Source organism: Oleomonas cavernae (assembly GCF_003590945.1).
Taxonomy (GTDB): Bacteria; Pseudomonadota; Alphaproteobacteria; order Zavarziniales; family Zavarziniaceae; genus Zavarzinia; species Zavarzinia cavernae.
The window spans coordinates 1,644,692-1,661,407 of record NZ_QYUK01000011.1 but is presented as its reverse complement, the minus strand read 5'-3'; the positions used below and the strand labels follow the sequence as shown (position 1 = coordinate 1,661,407).

Below are 16,716 nucleotides of genomic sequence, written 5' to 3'. Positions count from 1 at the left end.
AAGGCGGGGCATTGCCCCGGCAATCTCAAGTGATCTTTGGGGCCTTGGATGTTTGTGGCGGTGGGGCTTGGCCGTTAGCCGACGGCACCCGGAATGCGCGATCTGTCACAGCGGCCACACCTATCTGGCCGAGCCGGCCGTGCTATTGTTGGCCCTGATCGTTCCACCAAATGTGGTTCTCGCTCGCCCGGAGCGGAAATGGGTAGATCGACTGGCACGACCGCGTTTGCCGTTGGCGTGATGTTGGCGGCGATCGTCTATTGCCCGACGTCGAGACCGAGCCGGGCCATCAATCCGTGCAGTACAGCCGACCTGGCTGGCCTGGAAACGCGCGCCAGCCAGCCGCCGCAGGATGGGGCGTTTTCGCTCACCCCGAAAATGATAAAATGCGCGATCAAGCTTAGGCTCGCAGACGACCCCGGCAGTCCGTTGCACGATTTCGTCATTCCGATGAGCATCGGGCACAAAAAGGCAGAGATTCCTGCGCAGCACTTCAATATCCCGCTGCGTTATCTCTCTTACTTCGATTCCAAGGCCAGGTTCGAGAACGGTGCCTACCGAGCCGGCAACTCGATAAGCTTGGAAATTCCATGGGACGAAGCGATCCGAAGCGGTCGCATAGACTACGATCCTGGTAAGCAAACGCGAATTGCTTACATCAGCATGAATGCAACCACGCTCGGGTGGAACGAGCGCGCCTGGAATCCAGACTATCTTGATCTTCCGAGATCACAGAGCGGGTTGTATTCAAGAAATAATTTGTGTGACCTAACACTAAAAGAAATCGAAGATGCTAACGATAGCAGAGATTCGGATCCAAGAATCGTTTTTATAGATTGCTACGGAAGATCGCGAAATGGTGACTCGGTAAGAGCCGAGTGTACTATTTTCTTTCACAAGAAAATGCACGCGTGCTTGATCAATGGATATTCTGGAGGTTACATTACTTATTCGATCGAAACTCCGCACGATGCGCTTCCTCATTGGGAGGCTATATTGGAGGAGGTTGCATGGACAATTGGCAAACTGCGTCGTGAGACCCGCTAAGCCCTTTGCGCGAGGGCCGGCAGGCCCGGGGCGGCGGCAATCTGGTCGACCGGGGTGCCTTCGGCAATGACCAGCAACTGCTCCGGCTGATGGCCGTTGGCGATGGTGACGCCGCACTTGGGGCAAATGTCCATGCGGCGGGTCTCTACTATGCACAGCCCGGCGCGCCGCCCCTTGCCTGCCCCGAGATCACGTATCAGCGCCTTGCTCAGCCGTTCCTTACCCTTGGGGCCGAAACCGCCTTTCAGTTTCTTGCGGCATTTGCCGCAGACCAGGGCGACATTGCTCCATGCCGTTTTGATCGGGATGACGTTGGGTTTGGGCATTCCGGGGGAATTTACCATCCGCCGCGCGATCCTGTACAAAGAGGGGCCACAGGCCCATAGGTTGCGGCGATCGCTCGGGAGCCCTTCGATGACCGATACATGGCTTGCGCCGGCACAGCGTCACGCACCCATGGTGCGGATCTTTCACTGGATCGTCGCCTTGCTGGTGCTGGTGGTGTTTCCCGTCGGCGCCCTGATCAAGTTCGTCGCCAAGGATTTCCAGGGCGGCTTCTACCTGATCCACGAGTCCTTCGGCTTCCTGATCCTGTGGGTGATGCTGGCGCGCCTGGCCGTCCGGCTGCGCCACCCGGCGCCGCCCGAACCCTGGCTGTCGCCCTTCGAGCGGCGGGCGAGCGAGATCGTTCACCGTGCGCTCTATGCCTGCCTGATCCTGCAGCCGGTGCTGGGTTTCCTGATGACCAATGCCTATGGCTTTCCCCTGTCGTGGTTCGGCGTCGTGCCCGTGCCGTCGCCGCTGGGGGCCGCGCCCGGCCTGGCGCCCTACCTCAAGGGCGGGCATATCGTCGTCGGCTGGCTGATCCTGCTGCTGTTCCTGGCCCACATGGCCGGTGTCGTGCGGCATCACCTCATCAAGCGCGACGCTACCTTGTACCGCATCCTCTGACATGGTCGCGGCGAGCGCCCTGTGGATCGTCGCCCCCGGCGTCGTCGAGCGGCGCGCGGAAACCCTGCCGCCACCGGGGCCCGACCAGGTGCTGGTGCGCGCGCTCGCCTCCGGCATCAGCCGGGGGACCGAGGCGCTGGTGCTGGCCGGCCGGGTGCCGGCCAGCGAGCATCAGCGGATGCGCGCCCCGTTCCAGGCGGGTGAATTCACCCTGCCGGTCAAATACGGCTATCAGAGTGTGGGCACGGTCGAGGCCGGGCCGGCGGCCCTGCGCGGGCGGACGGTGTTCTGCCTGCACCCGCACCAGGACCGTTTCGTCGTGCCGGCGGCGATGGTGGTGCCCCTGCCGGGCGGGGTGCCGCCGGAACGCGCCGTCTTGGGCGCCAATGCCGAAACCGCGCTGAACGTCGTCTGGGATGCCGGCATCGGCCCGGGGACAGGGTCGCGGTGGTGGGCGGCGGCGTGCTGGGCCTGCTGGTCGCTTGGGCGGCGGCGCGGATGCCGGGGACCGAGGTCACCCTGATCGATCTCGAGCCGTCGCGGGGATCCTTGGCGGCGGCACTGGGCTTTGGCTTTGCCCTGCCCGGGGCGAACTGCCGGCCGACTGTGACGTGGTCGTTCACACCAGCGCCAGCGAGGCCGGGCTGGCCCTGGCGCTGGAGCTTGCCGGTTTCGAGGCCACCGTGGTCGAGGCGAGCTGGTACGGCGACCGGCCGGTCAGCATGGCCCTGGGCGGCGCCTTCCACAGCCGGCGCCTGACCTTGAAAAGTTCCCAGGTCGGCCATGTCGCGCCGGCCAAGCGGTCGCGGGTCAGCCATCGCCAGCGCCTGGCGCTGGCATTGGACCTGTTGCGCGATCCCCGGCTGGACCTGCTGATTTCGGGCGAGAGCGACTTTGCCCGGATCGCCGATGATTACGCGCGCGTGCTGGCCGACCGGGCGACCCTGTGCCACCGCATCCGTTATCCCGCATGACCGCCCGCCGGCGGCCCCCGCCCGTCGTGGCCCATGCCCTGCGCCGGCAGGTGCTGGGCGTCTTTGCCCTGGTGGGGGCGGGGTTGGTGTCGGCCCTGCTGGCGCTGGGGCTCGGCTTCGGCTTGAGCCTGTCCTATTACGCGCTGGCCTTGGCAACCTATGGCGCGATCGGCATCGCCGTCTTCGATGGCTTGCGCTTTCTCGGGGGCCAGCGTTTCGGCCTGGCCAATGCCGTCACCCTGGTGCGGGGCGCAATGGTTGCCGTCCTGGCCGGATTTGTCGTCGCCGACGCGCCGGCGCTGGCCTGGGTGGCTGTGGCGCTGGCCAGCATCGCCCTGGCCCTGGACGGGGTCGATGGCTGGATCGCGCGCCGCCAGGGCATGGCGACCGCTTTCGGCGCGCGCTTCGACATGGAGATCGACGCCCTGCTGATCGTGGTGCTCGCCGTGCTGGCCGCCTTGTCGGGCAAGGCGGGGCCGTGGATCCTGCTGGCGGGCCTGCTGCGCTATCTGTTCGTGCTGGCCGGCCTGGCGGTGCCGGCACTGAACGCACCGTTGCCGCCCTCGTTCCGGCGCAAGCTGGTCTGCGTGGTGCAGATCCTGGCCCTGATCGTGATCCTGCCGCCGCTGCTGGCGCCCCCGGTGACAAGCGCGATCGCGGCCGGCGCGCTGGCGCTGCTGGTCTATTCCTTCACGGTCGATACCGCCTGGCTGCTGCGCCATGGATAGCGCCCAGGCCCTGGGCCTGGCCCGTTCGCTCGCCATCTACTACGGCCGGCCCTGGCGGCAGCGGGCGCTGGGCCGCTTCTATCGCGGGCTGCTGGCACCGGGCGACCTGGCCTTCGATATCGGCGCCCATGTCGGCAATCGCAGCCGGGCGCTGCTGGCCGCCGGCGCCCGGGTGGTGGCCCTGGAACCCAACCCCCTGCTGTTCCGTTTCCTCAAGCGGAGCTTGAGGGGGAATGGGGTGACCTTGTTGCAGAGCGCGGTCGGGGCTGCCATGGGCAGTCTGGAGCTTGCCGTCTCCAGTCGCCATCCCACCGTCTCGTCGCTGGCGCCGGGCTGGATCGCGGCCGTTGGCTCCAGTGACGGTTTTCGCCACGTCCGCTGGGATCGCCGGATAATGGTCGAGGTTACGACGCTGGATCGCCTGGTGGCCACGTACGGCCGCCCGCAGTTCGTGAAGATCGATGTCGAAGGCATGGAGGCCGCCATTCTGGCCGGCCTGTCCCAGCCGCTGCCGCTGATCGCCTTCGAGTATCTGGTCCCGGCGATCGATCTGGCCATCGCCTGTATCGCGCGGCTGGAAGGCCTGGGGTCCTATCGCTTCAACCATGTCGACGGCGAGGGGCAGCAGTTTGCCAGGGGCGACTGGGTGGACGGCAGGGCTATGCGCCTGGCGTTGCGCAGCCTGCCGGCTTCGGCGCGCCACGGCGACCTCTACGCCCGGCTGGAGGCATCATGAAAAGGGCGATCTGGGCACCGCTCCTGGCTGGCCTCGTGGTCTTCCTGGCGCTGGTCCTGCCCGATCGCTGGGACCAGGTGCAGCCGCAGATTCTGCTGCAGGTGCCATTGGAATTGCCGGTGCTGGTCCTGCTGTTCGCCCTGTTGCCCTGGCGGTTCACCGCCTTTGCCGCGGGTCTGCTCCTGGCCTTGCTGGTGACGCTGAAATTTGCCGATATGGGCGCCCAGCAGTTCCTGGGCCGGCCGTTCAATCTTGTCCTCGACAGCCATCTGCTGGGCCCTGGCTGGGTGGTTTTTGCCGCCGCCGCCGGTTGGCCGGTTGCGCTTGCTGCCGCCGCCGGGACCGTGGCCGCCTTGGGCCTGCTGGCGTTCGTGCTGGTCAAGTCCATGGTCGTCCTGGCCCGCCTGGTCGCCGGGTACCGCCGGGTCACCGGGCTCGCCGCGGCCGCGCTGACGGTCGCCGGTGCCGGGCTGATGGCGTGGCCGTCGCAACAGCTGGTCGCCGCGGGCACCAGCCGCCTGGCACTCACCGAGGCGGAGACGACCTGGGCCAGCATCGACGATCTTGTCGCCTTCGGGGCCGAGGCCGCGGTCGATCCTTTCCGCGCGGTGCCGCCCGATCAATTGCTGTCGGGCCTGGCCGGCAAGGATGTGCTCGTCGTCTTCGTCGAATCCTACGGCCGCTCGGCGCTCGACAATCCCTGGTATGCCGACGGCGTGCGGGCGACCCTGGCCGGCTTCGACCGGACCCTTGCGGCCAAGGGCTTTGCCGCCCGCTCGGGCTTCCTGGTCTCGCCCACCTTCGGCGGGCAGAGCTGGCTGGCCCACAGCACCCTGGCAGCGGGCCTGCGCATCGACAATCAGCGCCGCTACGATACGCTGGTGGTCTCGGACCGCTCGACCCTGACCCATGATTTCCAACGGGCAGGCTGGCGCACCGTGGCGGTCATGCCCGGGATTACCAAGGCCTGGCCCGAGGCCGGCTTCTTTGGCTATGACCAGGTCTATGCGGCGCAGGACCTGGGCTATCGCGGGCTGCCGTTCGACTGGGTGACCATGCCCGACCAGTTCACCCTGGAAGCCTTCGATCGCCTGGAGCGCCGCACGCCCGGACGGCGGCCGCTGATGGTCGAGATGGCGCTGCTCTCCAGCCACCTGCCCTGGACGCCGCTGCCCGCCTTGATCCCCTGGGACCGGGTCGGCGACGGCCGTGTCTTCGACGGCTTCGCCCAGGCCGGCGATCCGCCCGACGTGGTGTGGCGCGATCCCGGCCGGGTGCGGGACCAATACCGCCGCTCGATCGAGTACAGCCTGTCGGTGCTGGCCAGCTATATCGCGACGCGCGGCGACAAGGACCTGGTGGTGATCGCGCTCGGCGACCACGAGCCGATCGCCCTGGTCTCGGGCGAGGGGGGCGGGCACCAGGTGCCGGTGCATGTCATCGCCGGCGACCCGGCCGTCCTCGCGCGGCTGGAGGGCTGGGGCTTCACCCCCGGCATGGTGCCGGCGGCCGACGCCCCGGTCTGGCCGATGGAGGCCCTGCGGGGGCGCCTGCTGGCGGCCTTCACCCCGGCAGGCGGCATGGCGGCGGTATCGCGTTCCGCCCCGTGAGCGGCTTGCCTAGGTTGCCCGGGTCGCGTGATATAGGATTCAAGGGATGGAGGCAGGTTAGATGAATCGCGGCGCAGTCCGACCGGAGGTCTGGGACAGGTTGGTGGCACGGGCCCACCTGCCGGGCGCCGCAATGGCCGCGGCCGGCCACGAGCTTTACGGCCCGATCGCCCAGCCGCCGGGCACCGCGCTGGTGATCGGCCAGGTGGGCCAGTCGCTGGACGGGCGGATCGCCACCCTGGCGGGCGATGCCCAGAACATCTCGGGCCGGGACGGGCTGGTGCACCTGCACCGCCTGCGCGCCCTGGTCGACGCGGTGATCGTCGGCGCCAAGACGGCGGTGCACGACAATCCGCAACTCAACGTCCGCCATGCCAAGGGCCCCAACCCGGCCCGGGTGCTGATCGATCCGCGCGGCCGCATCCCCGACGACCGGCGCCTGTTCCATGACGACGGCGCCCGGCGCATCGTCATCCAGGCGGTCGACCGGCCGCGGCCCGAAGGTGTCGAGGTGATCCGCCTGGGGCTCGACGGCGACATCATCGCCCCGCACCGGATCGTTGCCGCCCTGGCCGCCTTGGGCCTGACCCGCCTGCTGGTCGAAGGCGGGGCGACCACGCTCGGCCATTTCTGTTCGGCCAATCTGATCGACCGGCTGCACATCGCGGTGGCACCCCTGATCATCGGCGCCGGGCCGACGGGCCTGGCCCTGCCGCCGGTGGATGCGCTCGACGACTGTGTCCGGCCGACGGTCACCGCCTACGACCTGGGCAGCGACGTCGTCTTCGACTGCGTCTTCCGCCCGCGCGAGCGCTATACGATGGTTGCCGAATAGGCGAGCAGGTCGCGGTGGCCGACCAGGGCCGTGCCGGTGGCAGCGGCCGCGCGGCGGAAGCGCCGCCAGGCCGCCAGGTCGGCATCGGTAATTCGGCAGGTTTCCTGGACGGCGTGAGCGATGCCCTCGATCAGCGCCAGGGTCAGTGTGGCGTCGGCGATCCCCAGCCGCCAGGCGCTGTCGGCGGTGGCGACCTGGTAGCCGGCCTGGACCAGCCGCTCCTCTAGATGGCTCACCCCGTCGGGGCCTAGCGCCGGGCCGAAGCCCTTGTCGCGATGCTGGTGGCTGTCGAAGGCCGCGTGAACCGCCTCGTCGAGCGAGTGCGCGGGCGTCCAGGACAGGCGCCCGTCATAGGACAGCGACGCCCACAGGGCGGCCCCGGTCCTGGTCACGGCCGTGGCGAGGGCCTGGAGCCAGGCGGCCGAGACCAGGTCGACCAGCGCCGATGCCGTAATCAGGTGCGATCCACCGATGGGCGGCAGGCCCTGGCCCAGGTCGAAGGCCAGGGTTTCCACGCCTAGGCAGCGGCGGGCCGCTTCCGCCAGCAGCAGCGGATCCTTGTCGACCAGGCGCCAGCGGGCGGTGTGCCCGAGCAGCGGCGCCAGCGCCCGGAAGCTCGCCCCGGTGCCGCTGCCCAGGTCGATGACCAGCGGCTGCTCGACCTGGCCCAGCCGCGCCGCCGCCCGGCGCAGCAGGCCGGCATCGCGGGCCGCCCTGTCGGCCGGGGCCCGCAGGTCGAGCCAGGCGATGTCGAAACCGCTCAAGGCCCCACCCGGTCGAGCACGGCGGCGATGGTCCGGGCGCTGTCGGCCCAGCGGGGCAGGCGCTGGCCGGCGGCATAGGCGCCGTCGCTCAAACGCCGGCGCCGCGCCGGGTCGTCGAGCAGCAAGGCCAGTGCCGCGGCCAGGGCGCCGGCATCGTCGACCGGCACCAGGATCCCGGCGCTGTCCGGCACCACTTCGGGCACTGCCCCTGCCCGGCAGGCGACGACCGGCAGGCCGCTCGCCAGCGCCTCGGCGAAGGCCATGCCATAGCCCTCGTAGCGCGACGGCAGCACGAAGATGTCGGCCGCCTGCAATTCCGCCGCCGGGTCGCGGGTGATGCCGGCCAGGGTGATGCGCGCGCCAAGCCCGGCCGCGGCGATGGCCGCCCTGATCTTCTCGGTCCAGGCCGGGTCGCGGTCATGGTCGCCGACGATGCGGCAGGTCCAGGGCCGCTCGGCCAGGCGGGCGAGGGCGGCGACCAGCAGGTCGTGGCCCTTGCGCGGGATCACCGTGGCGATCGAGAGGAGAAGCGGCGGGTTACCCCGCGCCGGCGCCCGGCCGCGGGTATCGGTACCCGGCACGGCGACGCTCAGGCGCCCGGGGTCGACCGCGAAATCGGCGATCAGGCCGCGTGCCGTCTCGTGGCTGGTTGCCACGATCGCCCGGGCCTGCGCCAGGGCTGCCAGCTCGCTTTCCCGCAAGGCGGCGGCGATATCGGGGGCCAGGCCGGTTTCCAGCGACAGGGGATGATGGATCAGCGCCACCAGGTCGAGCCGGCGGGCGTGGCGGCCGATCGGGCTGCCCACGGCGCTGAAGGCCAGGCCGTCGACCAGTACCGTGGTGCCGGGGGCAAGGCCGGCGAGGGCCGCATCGGCGGCGGCAATGTCGCCGGCCGTGGCCAGGGGAAAACTGTCCCCCAGGGCCAGGTGCCTTACCGTCCGCCCCGCCGCCTGCCATTCCGCGATCATGCGGCGATCGTAACCATAGCCGCCGGTCGGCTGGTCGATCGCGCCGGGGATGGCAAAGACGATCGGCGCGGTCACAGGTCGGTCTCGTACCAGGCGCGGGCGACGTGGCTTTCATGAAGCTGCACCCGCAGCCGCGCCAGGCGCCCGCCGCCGGCGCCCAGGCTGCCGGCCGCGATCTCGGCAATCAGGCCGTCGGCGATCGCCTTGGCCAGGAATTCGGTCGTCGTGATCTTGCCCTTGAAGGCGGGCAGGGCATCGAGGTTCTGGTATTTCAGGGGGCCCAGCACCCGGCCCAGCGCCTCGGTCGCCAGGCCGATATCGACCACCAGCCCGTCACCGTCCAGCGCCGGGGCAAAGAACGCCGCATCGACCACATAGGTCGCCCCATGCATGCCCTGGGCCGGCCCGAACACCGGCGAGGGCAGGCTGTGGGCGATCATGACATGGTCGCGAACCTCGACGGCAAACATGGCAACTCCTGGCGGACTATGAGGCAGATCATTGCCATGATGCGGGTGCGGCGCGATTCCGGCACGCTCAATCGTCATTCCGGCGAAGGCCGGAATCCATTGAGACGTCGCGCGCTTCCCCAGAATGGATTCCGGCCTTCGCCGGAATGACGGTTACAACGCGTGTGTCGATCGCCCTAGCACGGTGGCGGTTCGCGGCCCCAGCGGCGGACGAAGTCGATGGCTTCGCTAAAGCGGGCGCGGGCGCCGGCGGGATCGCCTTGCGGCTCGAAGCGGCGGTCGGCGCCGTGGTCGGCGAAGGCGAGGGCGGCGTCGGCGCCGGCGAACAAGGCGGTGCCGATGGCGGTGCGCTCGCCGCCGTCGCGGGCGAGCACGGCGCGGCCCATGACATTGGCCAGGAACTGGCAGAAGTAGCCGTTCGTCGACATGCCGCCGTCGATCGAGATGGCCTGGGCGAGGGCGACATGCTCGCTCATCGCGGTGACCACCTCCGCCGTGCGCAGGGCGATGCCCTCCAGGGCGGCGCGCACCATGTCCAGCGGGCCGGTGTCCAGGGTCAGGCCGAACCAGGCGGCGGCACTGTCGCGGTGCCAGTGGGGACAGGCGAGGCCTGAGAGGGCGGGCACGAAGACCAGGCCGCGGTCGATCGCCGACGGCCCCTCGAAATGGTCGACGGCGGCGAAATCGTCGAACAGGCCCAGGCGCTTCACCCAGTCGACCGCCGCCCCGGCGGTATAGACGCCGCCGTCGAGCGCATAGGTGATGCCGTCGCTGTCGCGGCCCCAGGCAACGGTGGGCAGCAGGCCGTCGCCCGGTGCCCGGCGGATTTCCTTGCCGGTCACGGCCAGGACGAAGGCCCCGGTGCCGAAGGTGATCTTGGCATCGCCGGTCTCGCGGCAGCCGTGGCCATAGAGACCGGCCTGCTGGTCGACCATGCTGGCGACGATCGGCACGTCGCGGCCGTTGAGTTTCACGCTGCCGAAATCGCCCACCGTCGGCACGATCCGGGGCAGGGCCTCGATCGGCACGCCGAACAGGGCGCACAGGGCCGGATCCCATTCACCGGACTCGATGTTCATCAGCGAGGTGCGCGAGGCGGTGGTGACATCGGTTACGTAACGCCCGGCGAGGCGGTCGAGGAAGAAGGCGTCGGTGGTGCCCAGGCGCAACCGGCCTTCCGCCAGCAGTTCTTTCGCCTCGGGCACGTTGCGCACGATCCAGGCGAGCTTCGAGGCCGAGAAATAGGGATCCATCGGCAGGCCGGCGTGGGCCAGCGGCAATTCCCCGGCGCCGTCGGCCTTCAACTGATCCAGTTCGGCACTAGTGCGGTTGTCCTGCCAGACGATGACCGGGCTGATCGGGCGCCCGGTGCGGGCGTCCCAGGCGAGGCAGCTTTCGCCCTGGTTGTCGATGCCCACGGCCTCGATCTCGCCCGCCGCGGCCAGGCAGGCCTGGACATTGGCGAGCAACTCCTCGGGATCATGTTCGACCCAGCCCGATTGAGGGTAGTGCTGCGCGTGGGGCAGGCTCAGCGCGATCCGGGCCTGTGCCCCCTCGGCGACCAGCACGCGGGTGCTGGTGGTGCCTTGGTCGATCGCGGCGATACGTCCGGTCATGGGGAAGCACCATTGATGAGAGCGAGTTCCAGGGAGCGGGCCGCGCCGATGGCGGCGGGCGGCGGCACCGGCACCAGCAGGCGGCGTTCGGGCAGGGCGTCGATCTTGCCCGACCACAAGACACGCGCACCGTCCCGCAACACCAGCAGGCCACGCACCGGCCCCTCGACGCGAAGCTGGAGGTGCGTCATGCCCGCACCGGCGCAGAGGCGCTGGGGCATGACATATTTGAGCGGAGCGGCGGCCGTGACGGCGATCTCGTCCCCGGCGGGCGGCAGCCGGCCGGCGAGATCGGCGGCGATCCAGCCGGCCGCCGCGACCCCTTCGCGCCAGCTCCAGCCGCCGGTCTCGACCGGGCGCAGCAGGTTGCCGGCGGCATAATAGGCGGGATCGGTGCCGCGGCCGAACTGGTCGACCTGCGGCCCACCGGTGCCCGGATCCACGGAAAGATGGCCCATGCGGGCCAGGCTGGCCTCGGGTACGAAGCGGCCGGTGAACAGGATGCCGTCGCAGTCGAGGGTGAAGACCTTGTCGCCCGCGGTGATCTCGACCTGTTCCACCCGGGGCTTGCCGCTGATGCCGGTGATGCGGGCGTGGTGGTGGAGCGGCACGCCCAGCAGCCAGGGCAGCAGGCCGGAAGGCCGGCGCGCGGTGGTGCGCGGGCCGGCCTCGATCATGGCGATGGGATGGATATCGGCATTGCGGCAGGTCAGCAGGGCCGAGAAGGAGACCAGTTCGGTGCCGACGATCACCGGCCGGCGGAACGGCGCGCGATTCTTCAGATGCACCATGGCCTGCAAGGCCCCGGTGGTGACGATGCCCAGGGGCCGCTCGCCCGAGACGAGGCGGGCGGCGCGCGGGCTCTCCCGCACGCCGGTTGCCAGCAGCACCCGCTGCGCGGCCAGCGGGTAGGGGCCGCCGTCGCTGGTGACATCAAGCAGGCCGCCCGGTTCCAGCGCGGTGACTGTCGCCCCGGTGCGGATCTCGACACCCGCGGCGATGGCGCGCTGAACCAGGGTGCGGGCATAGGCGGGGCCCGACAGAAGGCGGTGGAATTCGCGCAGGCCGAAGGGTGAATGGCTGCAATGGCGCGGGATGCCGCCTGCCTCTGCCTCGCGTTCCAGCACGATGACGCGGGTGAGGCCCTGCCGCTTCAGGCTGGTGGCGGCGGCAAGGCCGGCGGGGCCGCCGCCGACGATGGCAACATCACAGGTCTCAGCCATGGGCCGGCCCCACGGCGAATGGCGGGTCGATGGCGCCGTCGACCAGTTCGCTGATCCGGGCCGCGCAGTAGAAGCCCTGGCAGCGGCCCATCATGGCCCGGGTGCGGCGCTTCACGCCGGCAAGGTCGGCGGCCGGCAGGTCGCCCAGCAGGGCCGCCTCGATCTCGCGCCGCGTCACCAGCTCGCAATGGCAGACGATCTCGCCGTGGCCGGGGGAGGACCAGTCGCGCGGCCGGTATTCGGCCAGGTTGGGCATCTGCTGCCAGGCCGGATCGGGGAGCGGGGCATGGCGGTTGCCATAGAGGCCCAGGACATGGCGGGCGATGCCCAGCGCCCCGGTCAGGCCGGTGGAGCGGATGCCGCCCACGGTGATCCAGTGACGCGCCGGCGTCGCCAGGATGCGGTAATCCTTCTCCTCGCTGGCCGGGCGCAGGCCGGCATAGACGGCGGTCACCGGCACCTGGGCCAGGGCCGGGACGAGGCGCGCGGCTTCGGCTTTCAGGGCTTCCAGCGTCGCCTGCTTCACCGAGGTATCGGTCCGGCTGTCCTGCTCCTCCGCCGTCGGGCCGACCAGGACATTGCCGAAGATGGTCGGGCAGACCACCACGCCCTTGGTGCGGGTCGTGGGCACGGGCAGCAGGATGGTGTCGACGAGGCGCGCGGCCGCCTTGTCGAAGACCACGAACTGGCCCTTGCGCGGGCGGATGGTGAAGGCGCTGGCGCCCAGCAGGGCCTGGTCGAGCTGATCGCCATGCAGGCCCGCGGCATTGATGACATGGGCGGCATGCACCGTGCCGCGCGGCGTGGTCAGGTGCCATGCGCTGCCGTCGAAGTCACCGCTCTCCACCGCCGCCCTGAACAGGGCGACGGCACCGTTGCGCACCGCCTGGCTCAGGTAGGCGAGGGGGGCGGTCCAGGGGTCGATGACATATTCGCGCGGGATGACCACGCCCGCCCGGGCCAGCGGCCCCAGGGCCGGCACCCGCGCGCGGGCCTGGGCCGCCGTGACCGGTTCCACGTCGCCCACGCCGTTGCGGTGGGCGTCGGCGATGATCTCGGGCAGGCGGGCCTCCTCCGCCTCGCTCCAGGCGACCAGCAGGGCACCGGTCTCGAGCAGCGGCAGGTTCAGCCGGTCGTGGAGCTTGCAATAGAGCGCATGGCTTTCGGCCACCAGCCGCTGCTCCAGCGAGCCGACCGGGGCGTCGAAGCCCGTGTGCAGGATCGCGCTGTTGGCCTTGGAGGCGCCGCTGAGGATGTCCGGCCCTTGTTCGAGCAGGATGGTGCGGGCGCCGGCCAGGGTGAATTCCCGGGCGATGGCGCAGCCCACGACGCCGCCGCCGACCACGGCGACATCGAACAGGCCCTCAATCCCGCCATTGTTCCGGTCTTGTGCCGCCATTCTTCGAGTCCCGACGCGCTTGCACGGCGATTATGGCACGGCAAGCCGGCCGGGCACCCGCCTTGCGTGGGGATCAATCCATGACCTCGCCACGGTCGACATGCAGGGTCTGGCCGGTGATGTTGCGGGCGGCCTCGCGCGAGGCCAGGAACAGATAGGCCTCGGCCATGTCCGCAGGCTCCATCATGCCGCCGAAGACCTGCCCGCCCAGCATGGTCTGCGCATGGGCCTCCGGCGTGATGCCCAGCGACGCCGCCTCGTCGCGGATCGAGCGCAGGGAGGCCTCGGTCTTGACCCAGCCCGGGCACACCGCGTTGACCGCGATCCGGCGTGGCGCCAGCTCATGGGCCAGCGAACGCATGAAACCGATATTGGCGTGTTTTGAGGCGCAATAGGCCGAGAAGCCGCCGACCGCGGTCTTGCCCCAGATCGAGGCGGTGAAGACGATCCGCCCGCCATCGGGCATCCGGGCCAGCGCCGCGCGGGTCATCAGGTAGGTGCCGATCACATTGATCTCGATGATGCGGCGGAAGCGAGCCTCCATCGCCGGGTCGGGATCGCCGATGGGGGTGAACAGTTCCAGGCCGGCATTGTTGATCAGCACGTCGATCACCGGGACGGCGGCCACGGCCGCTTTCACCGATTGCCCGTCGGTGATGTCGCAGACCATGCCCCGGGCGCCCATCCCGGCGGCGATCGCGGGGGTGGCGGGATCATCGGCCAGGATCACCACCTGCGCCCCGGCGGCGATGAAACCCTCGGCGATGCCGCGGCCGATGCCGCGGCTGCCGCCGGTGACGACGACGGTCTGGCCGTGAAACGAATAGGCAGGCATGACGGACTCCAAACTTGATTCAGGATCGCTCGACGGCGCGGCGAACGATCGCCACCGCCTCGCCAGGCCGGCCGGCGATGCGGGCCATGACCGTGGCGCCTTCCACCAGGGCCAGGATCTCGCGCGCCCGGGCCTGCGCCTCGGCCGGGCTGGTGCCCGCAAAGCCGGTGGCCAGCCGGGCCAGCCAGCCGTCGACTGCCGTCTGCAGGGCCGCGGTGATGGCGGCGGAGCCGGGCACCGCCTCGGCCGCCAGGATGGCGATGAGCGAGCCGCGCATACTGTCGGCATGGGCCAGGCCCCGGGCGGCATGTTCGGCCAGCCCGACGGCCATGGCCGCGGCATCGGCACCGGCGGCGACCTGGGCATCGAGGAAACCGTCGACCTCGCCGGCCAGCCAGCCCACGGCCGCCACCGCCAGCGCCTCCTTGCCGTCGGGAAAGTGGTGATAGAAGGAACCCTTGGGGGCGCGCGACCGTGCCAGGATCGCGGCGACGCCGGTGCCGTGATAGCCCTGCGCCTGGAACAGGCGGACACCGGCGCGCAGGATGCGCTCGCGTGTCGGTCGTTCGTCGGCCTTGGCCGTCGGTTGCGTCTGCGCCATGGCGGCGAGGCTAGGGACGAACCGCGGCGACGTAAAGGGCGTCGGAGGCCCAGGCCTGCGGCGCGTCATCCCAGGCGACGCGAGTGGTCGGCAGGCGGTCCGGGCAGAAGCCGCAGGTGGCCCAGGCATGCATCGTGCCGTCGTGATCGTGGCGGCAGTCGGGCCGGCCGATCATCCAGGTGACGCCGCGATGGTAGAGCACGCCCGTGTCGAGCGCCGGCTGGCCGTCGATCGCCGGTGCCACGCTGGTGATCACGCCGCCGGGGGCCGCCAGGGTGAAGGCGCGTTCCAGCGCCGCGCGCAGCGGGTTGGCGACGACGATGACATCATAGGGGCCGTCGACCTCGGCCGCAGGGTCGGCGATGACCCGCGCGCCGTAACCGGCGGCGACGATGCCGCGCCGGGGCTCGGGATCGACATAGTCGACGATCGAGGCCCCCAGGGCGGTGGCGATGCCCACGGCATAGAGGCCGATGACCGGCGGCATGCCGCCGATGACCAGCACGCGGGCGCCGGGATGGCGCCGCAGGTGCGGGCCGACCGCGCGCCAGGAATCGGCGGCCATGTCGGCCGCGCCGATCAGGCCGGCCGGGTCGACCCCCGCGGGCAGGGGCGTCAGCATGGCGGCGGCATAGGGCACGCGGACCACATCGGCCAGGCCGCCGCCAAAGCCGCCCTCCCGCCCCATGCCATAGGAGGCGGCGAAGGGCACGCTGGCGCAGCGCCCGGTCAGGCCGCGCCGGCACGGGCCGCAGGTGCCGCACGAGATCTGCGCGGGCACGAACACGCGCTGGCCGATGGCAAAGGGGCCGACGTCCTCGCCCAGGTCGACGATTTCGCCGATGATCTCGTGGCCGATCGGCGCCCCCGGCGGCATGGGCAGCAGGCCGCGCAGATAGGCGACGTCGAGATCGCAGCGCCCGACCACCAGGGGCCGCACCAGCGCCTCGCCCGGGCCGTGCAGCCTGGGATCGGGCGCGTCACGCCATTCGACCCGGCCGGGGGCGACGAAGACCGCGTGGTGCATGCTCACCGCTCCACCCGGGCGACCGCGGCCAGGGCCGTGGCCACCAGGCGGGCCTCGTTGCCGGTTTCGGCGAAGACGTCGGCGCGCACGGTCAACTGGCGCCTGCCGCTTTTCAGCACCAGTCCCTTGGCGCGCAGGCGCTCGCCCTTGGCCGGCGCCACCAGGTGCAAAGTGTAGCTGGCGGTGACGACATCGCCCGCAACACTGGCCGCGGCCCAGGCGCAGGCATTGTCGGCCGCCGCCCCGACCACCGCGCCATGGGCAAAGCCGTGATGCTGGGTCAGTTCCGGCTTGAGGTCGATCAGCAATTCGCACTCGCCCTGCCAGCAGCGCAGCGGCCGGGCCCCCAGCATGGTGGAAAAGCCCGAGGTGAGCACCGAGCGTTCGAGCAGCGCCAGCATCGCCTCAGGGCTATCGGGGGTCGAACTGGTGTCCATGCGGCAGCTCCCTGAAGGTCACGGCCACACGCTAGACCGATCGGTCTAGTCGACGCAAGGGCGATGTCGGGCCCCGCCGCCTAGAGCGGCAGCAGGCCAAGCAGATAGGCCGCCAGCAGCGCAACGCCGATCAGCATGACCGCCGGCCGGGCATAGGCCGTTACGGGCTTGCCCTTGACCGGCAGGGCGAGGCTGACGCTTGCCCGCGTGGGCAGCAGGGCGACCAGGCGGGTGGCGATGTCCGTTGCCATGGGGAGCGGCCACAAGGTTGCGGGCAGGCCGGCGATGGTGCGGGCGAGGCTGTCGATCGCCTCGCGCCGGGGCAGGGCGGCCAGCCTTCCGGCCTCCTGCCAGGGATCGGCACCTGCGCGGGCAAAGGCCGACAGCAGGGTGAGGGTCATGCCGTTCACCTCGGTCCCGATGGCGCCGGTGAGGATGTCGCCGAGCCCCGACCGCTTGAAGGCGAAGGCGTCCGGGACGGTCATGATGCTGACG

General features: G+C 70.3%; 20 protein-coding genes. 8 read left to right on the top strand and 12 right to left on the bottom strand.

The window, feature by feature from the left end; all coding sequences use genetic code 11:
- The first annotated feature begins 198 nt into the window (after nt 1-198).
- Complete coding sequence (locus D3874_RS27955; protein WP_147385623.1) at nt 199-1,047, top strand: hypothetical protein; 849 nt, start codon at nt 199-201, stop codon at nt 1,045-1,047.
- Here D3874_RS27955 and D3874_RS11700 read toward each other — a convergent pair.
- Nucleotides 1,044-1,373 carry a (2Fe-2S) ferredoxin domain-containing protein gene (locus D3874_RS11700; RefSeq protein WP_119778245.1) on the bottom strand — a complete coding sequence of 110 codons (330 nt, stop codon included), beginning with the start codon at nt 1,371-1,373 and terminating at the stop codon, nt 1,044-1,046. The two genes, D3874_RS27955 and D3874_RS11700, sit on opposite strands and share 4 nt — an antisense overlap.
- An 88-nt stretch (nt 1,374-1,461) precedes the next feature.
- Here D3874_RS11700 and D3874_RS11695 point away from each other — a divergent pair, with 88 nt between their 5' ends.
- From D3874_RS11695 to D3874_RS11670, 7 genes are all read left to right on the top strand, one after another.
- Complete coding sequence (locus tag D3874_RS11695) at nt 1,462-1,998, top strand: cytochrome b (protein ID WP_119778244.1); 537 nt, start codon at nt 1,462-1,464, stop codon at nt 1,996-1,998.
- Between the two features lies 1 nt (nt 1,999).
- Nucleotides 2,000-2,521 carry an MDR/zinc-dependent alcohol dehydrogenase-like family protein gene (locus tag D3874_RS30235; protein ID WP_233559919.1) on the top strand — a complete coding sequence of 174 codons (522 nt, stop codon included), beginning with the start codon at nt 2,000-2,002 and terminating at the stop codon, nt 2,519-2,521.
- Between the two features lie 88 nt (nt 2,522-2,609).
- On the top strand, nt 2,610-2,972 hold the full coding sequence (locus D3874_RS30230; RefSeq protein WP_233559918.1) for an MDR/zinc-dependent alcohol dehydrogenase-like family protein: 363 nt from the start codon (nt 2,610-2,612) through the stop codon (nt 2,970-2,972).
- Entirely contained in the window at nt 2,969-3,700 is a 732-nt protein-coding gene (locus tag D3874_RS11685; RefSeq protein ID WP_119778243.1) for a CDP-alcohol phosphatidyltransferase family protein, read from the top strand. The genes D3874_RS30230 and D3874_RS11685 overlap by 4 nt, the downstream gene beginning before the upstream one ends.
- Nucleotides 3,693-4,436: an FkbM family methyltransferase gene (locus D3874_RS11680; RefSeq protein ID WP_119778242.1), complete on the top strand. Its 744-nt coding sequence runs from the start codon at nt 3,693-3,695 to the stop codon at nt 4,434-4,436. The genes D3874_RS11685 and D3874_RS11680 overlap by 8 nt, the downstream gene beginning before the upstream one ends.
- A complete protein-coding gene (locus D3874_RS11675; RefSeq protein ID WP_119778241.1) occupies nt 4,433-6,046 on the top strand; it encodes an alkaline phosphatase family protein in 1,614 nt (537 codons plus the stop codon). Before D3874_RS11680 ends, D3874_RS11675 begins: the two co-directional genes overlap by 4 nt.
- A 103-nt stretch (nt 6,047-6,149) precedes the next feature.
- The gene (locus D3874_RS11670) at nt 6,150-6,881 is read left to right on the top strand and encodes a RibD family protein (protein WP_233559917.1); all 732 of its coding nucleotides are present in this window, start codon (nt 6,150-6,152) and stop codon (nt 6,879-6,881) included.
- On the opposite strand, the gene D3874_RS11665 is transcribed toward D3874_RS11670, so the two are convergent.
- From D3874_RS11665 to D3874_RS11615, 11 genes are all read right to left on the bottom strand, one after another.
- Nucleotides 6,860-7,645, bottom strand: coding sequence for a class I SAM-dependent methyltransferase (locus tag D3874_RS11665; protein ID WP_119778239.1), 786 nt, complete (start codon nt 7,643-7,645; stop codon nt 6,860-6,862). The genes D3874_RS11670 and D3874_RS11665 overlap by 22 nt on opposite strands.
- Nucleotides 7,642-8,688, bottom strand: coding sequence for a glycosyltransferase family 4 protein (locus D3874_RS11660; protein ID WP_199699025.1), 1,047 nt, complete (start codon nt 8,686-8,688; stop codon nt 7,642-7,644). Before D3874_RS11660 ends, D3874_RS11665 begins: the two co-directional genes overlap by 4 nt.
- The gene (locus D3874_RS11655) at nt 8,685-9,083 is read right to left on the bottom strand and encodes a 6-pyruvoyl trahydropterin synthase family protein (protein ID WP_119778238.1); all 399 of its coding nucleotides are present in this window, start codon (nt 9,081-9,083) and stop codon (nt 8,685-8,687) included. The genes D3874_RS11660 and D3874_RS11655 overlap by 4 nt, the downstream gene beginning before the upstream one ends.
- 176 nt (nt 9,084-9,259) lie before the next feature.
- Nucleotides 9,260-10,699, bottom strand: coding sequence for an FGGY family carbohydrate kinase (locus D3874_RS11650; RefSeq protein ID WP_119778237.1), 1,440 nt, complete (start codon nt 10,697-10,699; stop codon nt 9,260-9,262).
- On the bottom strand, nt 10,696-11,922 hold the full coding sequence (locus D3874_RS11645; protein ID WP_119778236.1) for an FAD-dependent oxidoreductase: 1,227 nt from the start codon (nt 11,920-11,922) through the stop codon (nt 10,696-10,698). Before D3874_RS11645 ends, D3874_RS11650 begins: the two co-directional genes overlap by 4 nt.
- Nucleotides 11,915-13,321, bottom strand: a complete 1,407-nt coding sequence (locus D3874_RS11640; RefSeq protein ID WP_119778235.1) for an NAD(P)/FAD-dependent oxidoreductase — start codon at nt 13,319-13,321, stop codon at nt 11,915-11,917. The genes D3874_RS11645 and D3874_RS11640 overlap by 8 nt, the downstream gene beginning before the upstream one ends.
- Before the next feature lie 73 nt (nt 13,322-13,394).
- Complete coding sequence (locus tag D3874_RS11635; RefSeq protein WP_119778234.1) at nt 13,395-14,156, bottom strand: SDR family NAD(P)-dependent oxidoreductase; 762 nt, start codon at nt 14,154-14,156, stop codon at nt 13,395-13,397.
- Nucleotides 14,157-14,175: 19 nt separating this feature from the next.
- Nucleotides 14,176-14,757, bottom strand: coding sequence for a TetR/AcrR family transcriptional regulator (locus D3874_RS11630; RefSeq protein ID WP_119778233.1), 582 nt, complete (start codon nt 14,755-14,757; stop codon nt 14,176-14,178).
- Between the two features lie 10 nt (nt 14,758-14,767).
- A complete protein-coding gene (locus D3874_RS11625; RefSeq protein ID WP_119778232.1) occupies nt 14,768-15,784 on the bottom strand; it encodes an alcohol dehydrogenase catalytic domain-containing protein in 1,017 nt (338 codons plus the stop codon).
- 2 nt (nt 15,785-15,786) lie between these two features.
- On the bottom strand, nt 15,787-16,221 hold the full coding sequence (locus D3874_RS11620; RefSeq protein ID WP_119778231.1) for a PaaI family thioesterase: 435 nt from the start codon (nt 16,219-16,221) through the stop codon (nt 15,787-15,789).
- An 80-nt stretch (nt 16,222-16,301) separates the two neighbouring features.
- Complete coding sequence (locus D3874_RS11615; protein ID WP_119778230.1) at nt 16,302-16,706, bottom strand: hypothetical protein; 405 nt, start codon at nt 16,704-16,706, stop codon at nt 16,302-16,304.
- Nucleotides 16,707-16,716: the final 10 nt, after the last annotated feature.

What these genes read in the sequence shown, in the direction of transcription:
- D3874_RS27955 (WP_147385623.1), top strand. Translation starts at nt 199, where the DNA reads ATGGGTAGATCGACTGGCACGACCGCGTTTGCCGTTGGCGTGATGTTG.
- D3874_RS11700 (WP_119778245.1), bottom strand. Translation starts at nt 1,373, where the DNA reads ATGCCCAAACCCAACGTCATCCCGATCAAAACGGCATGGAGCAATGTC.
- D3874_RS11695 (WP_119778244.1), top strand. Translation starts at nt 1,462, where the DNA reads ATGACCGATACATGGCTTGCGCCGGCACAGCGTCACGCACCCATGGTG.
- D3874_RS30235 (WP_233559919.1), top strand. Translation starts at nt 2,000, where the DNA reads ATGGTCGCGGCGAGCGCCCTGTGGATCGTCGCCCCCGGCGTCGTCGAG.
- D3874_RS11685 (WP_119778243.1), top strand. Translation starts at nt 2,969, where the DNA reads ATGACCGCCCGCCGGCGGCCCCCGCCCGTCGTGGCCCATGCCCTGCGC.
- D3874_RS11680 (WP_119778242.1), top strand. Translation starts at nt 3,693, where the DNA reads ATGGATAGCGCCCAGGCCCTGGGCCTGGCCCGTTCGCTCGCCATCTAC.
- D3874_RS11675 (WP_119778241.1), top strand. Translation starts at nt 4,433, where the DNA reads ATGAAAAGGGCGATCTGGGCACCGCTCCTGGCTGGCCTCGTGGTCTTC.
- D3874_RS11655 (WP_119778238.1), bottom strand. Translation starts at nt 9,083, where the DNA reads ATGTTTGCCGTCGAGGTTCGCGACCATGTCATGATCGCCCACAGCCTG.
- D3874_RS11650 (WP_119778237.1), bottom strand. Translation starts at nt 10,699, where the DNA reads ATGACCGGACGTATCGCCGCGATCGACCAAGGCACCACCAGCACCCGC.
- D3874_RS11645 (WP_119778236.1), bottom strand. Translation starts at nt 11,922, where the DNA reads ATGGCTGAGACCTGTGATGTTGCCATCGTCGGCGGCGGCCCCGCCGGC.
- D3874_RS11640 (WP_119778235.1), bottom strand. Translation starts at nt 13,321, where the DNA reads ATGGCGGCACAAGACCGGAACAATGGCGGGATTGAGGGCCTGTTCGAT.
- D3874_RS11635 (WP_119778234.1), bottom strand. Translation starts at nt 14,156, where the DNA reads ATGCCTGCCTATTCGTTTCACGGCCAGACCGTCGTCGTCACCGGCGGC.
- D3874_RS11630 (WP_119778233.1), bottom strand. Translation starts at nt 14,757, where the DNA reads ATGGCGCAGACGCAACCGACGGCCAAGGCCGACGAACGACCGACACGC.
- D3874_RS11625 (WP_119778232.1), bottom strand. Translation starts at nt 15,784, where the DNA reads ATGCACCACGCGGTCTTCGTCGCCCCCGGCCGGGTCGAATGGCGTGAC.
- D3874_RS11620 (WP_119778231.1), bottom strand. Translation starts at nt 16,221, where the DNA reads ATGGACACCAGTTCGACCCCCGATAGCCCTGAGGCGATGCTGGCGCTG.
- D3874_RS11615 (WP_119778230.1), bottom strand. Translation starts at nt 16,706, where the DNA reads ATGACCGTCCCGGACGCCTTCGCCTTCAAGCGGTCGGGGCTCGGCGAC.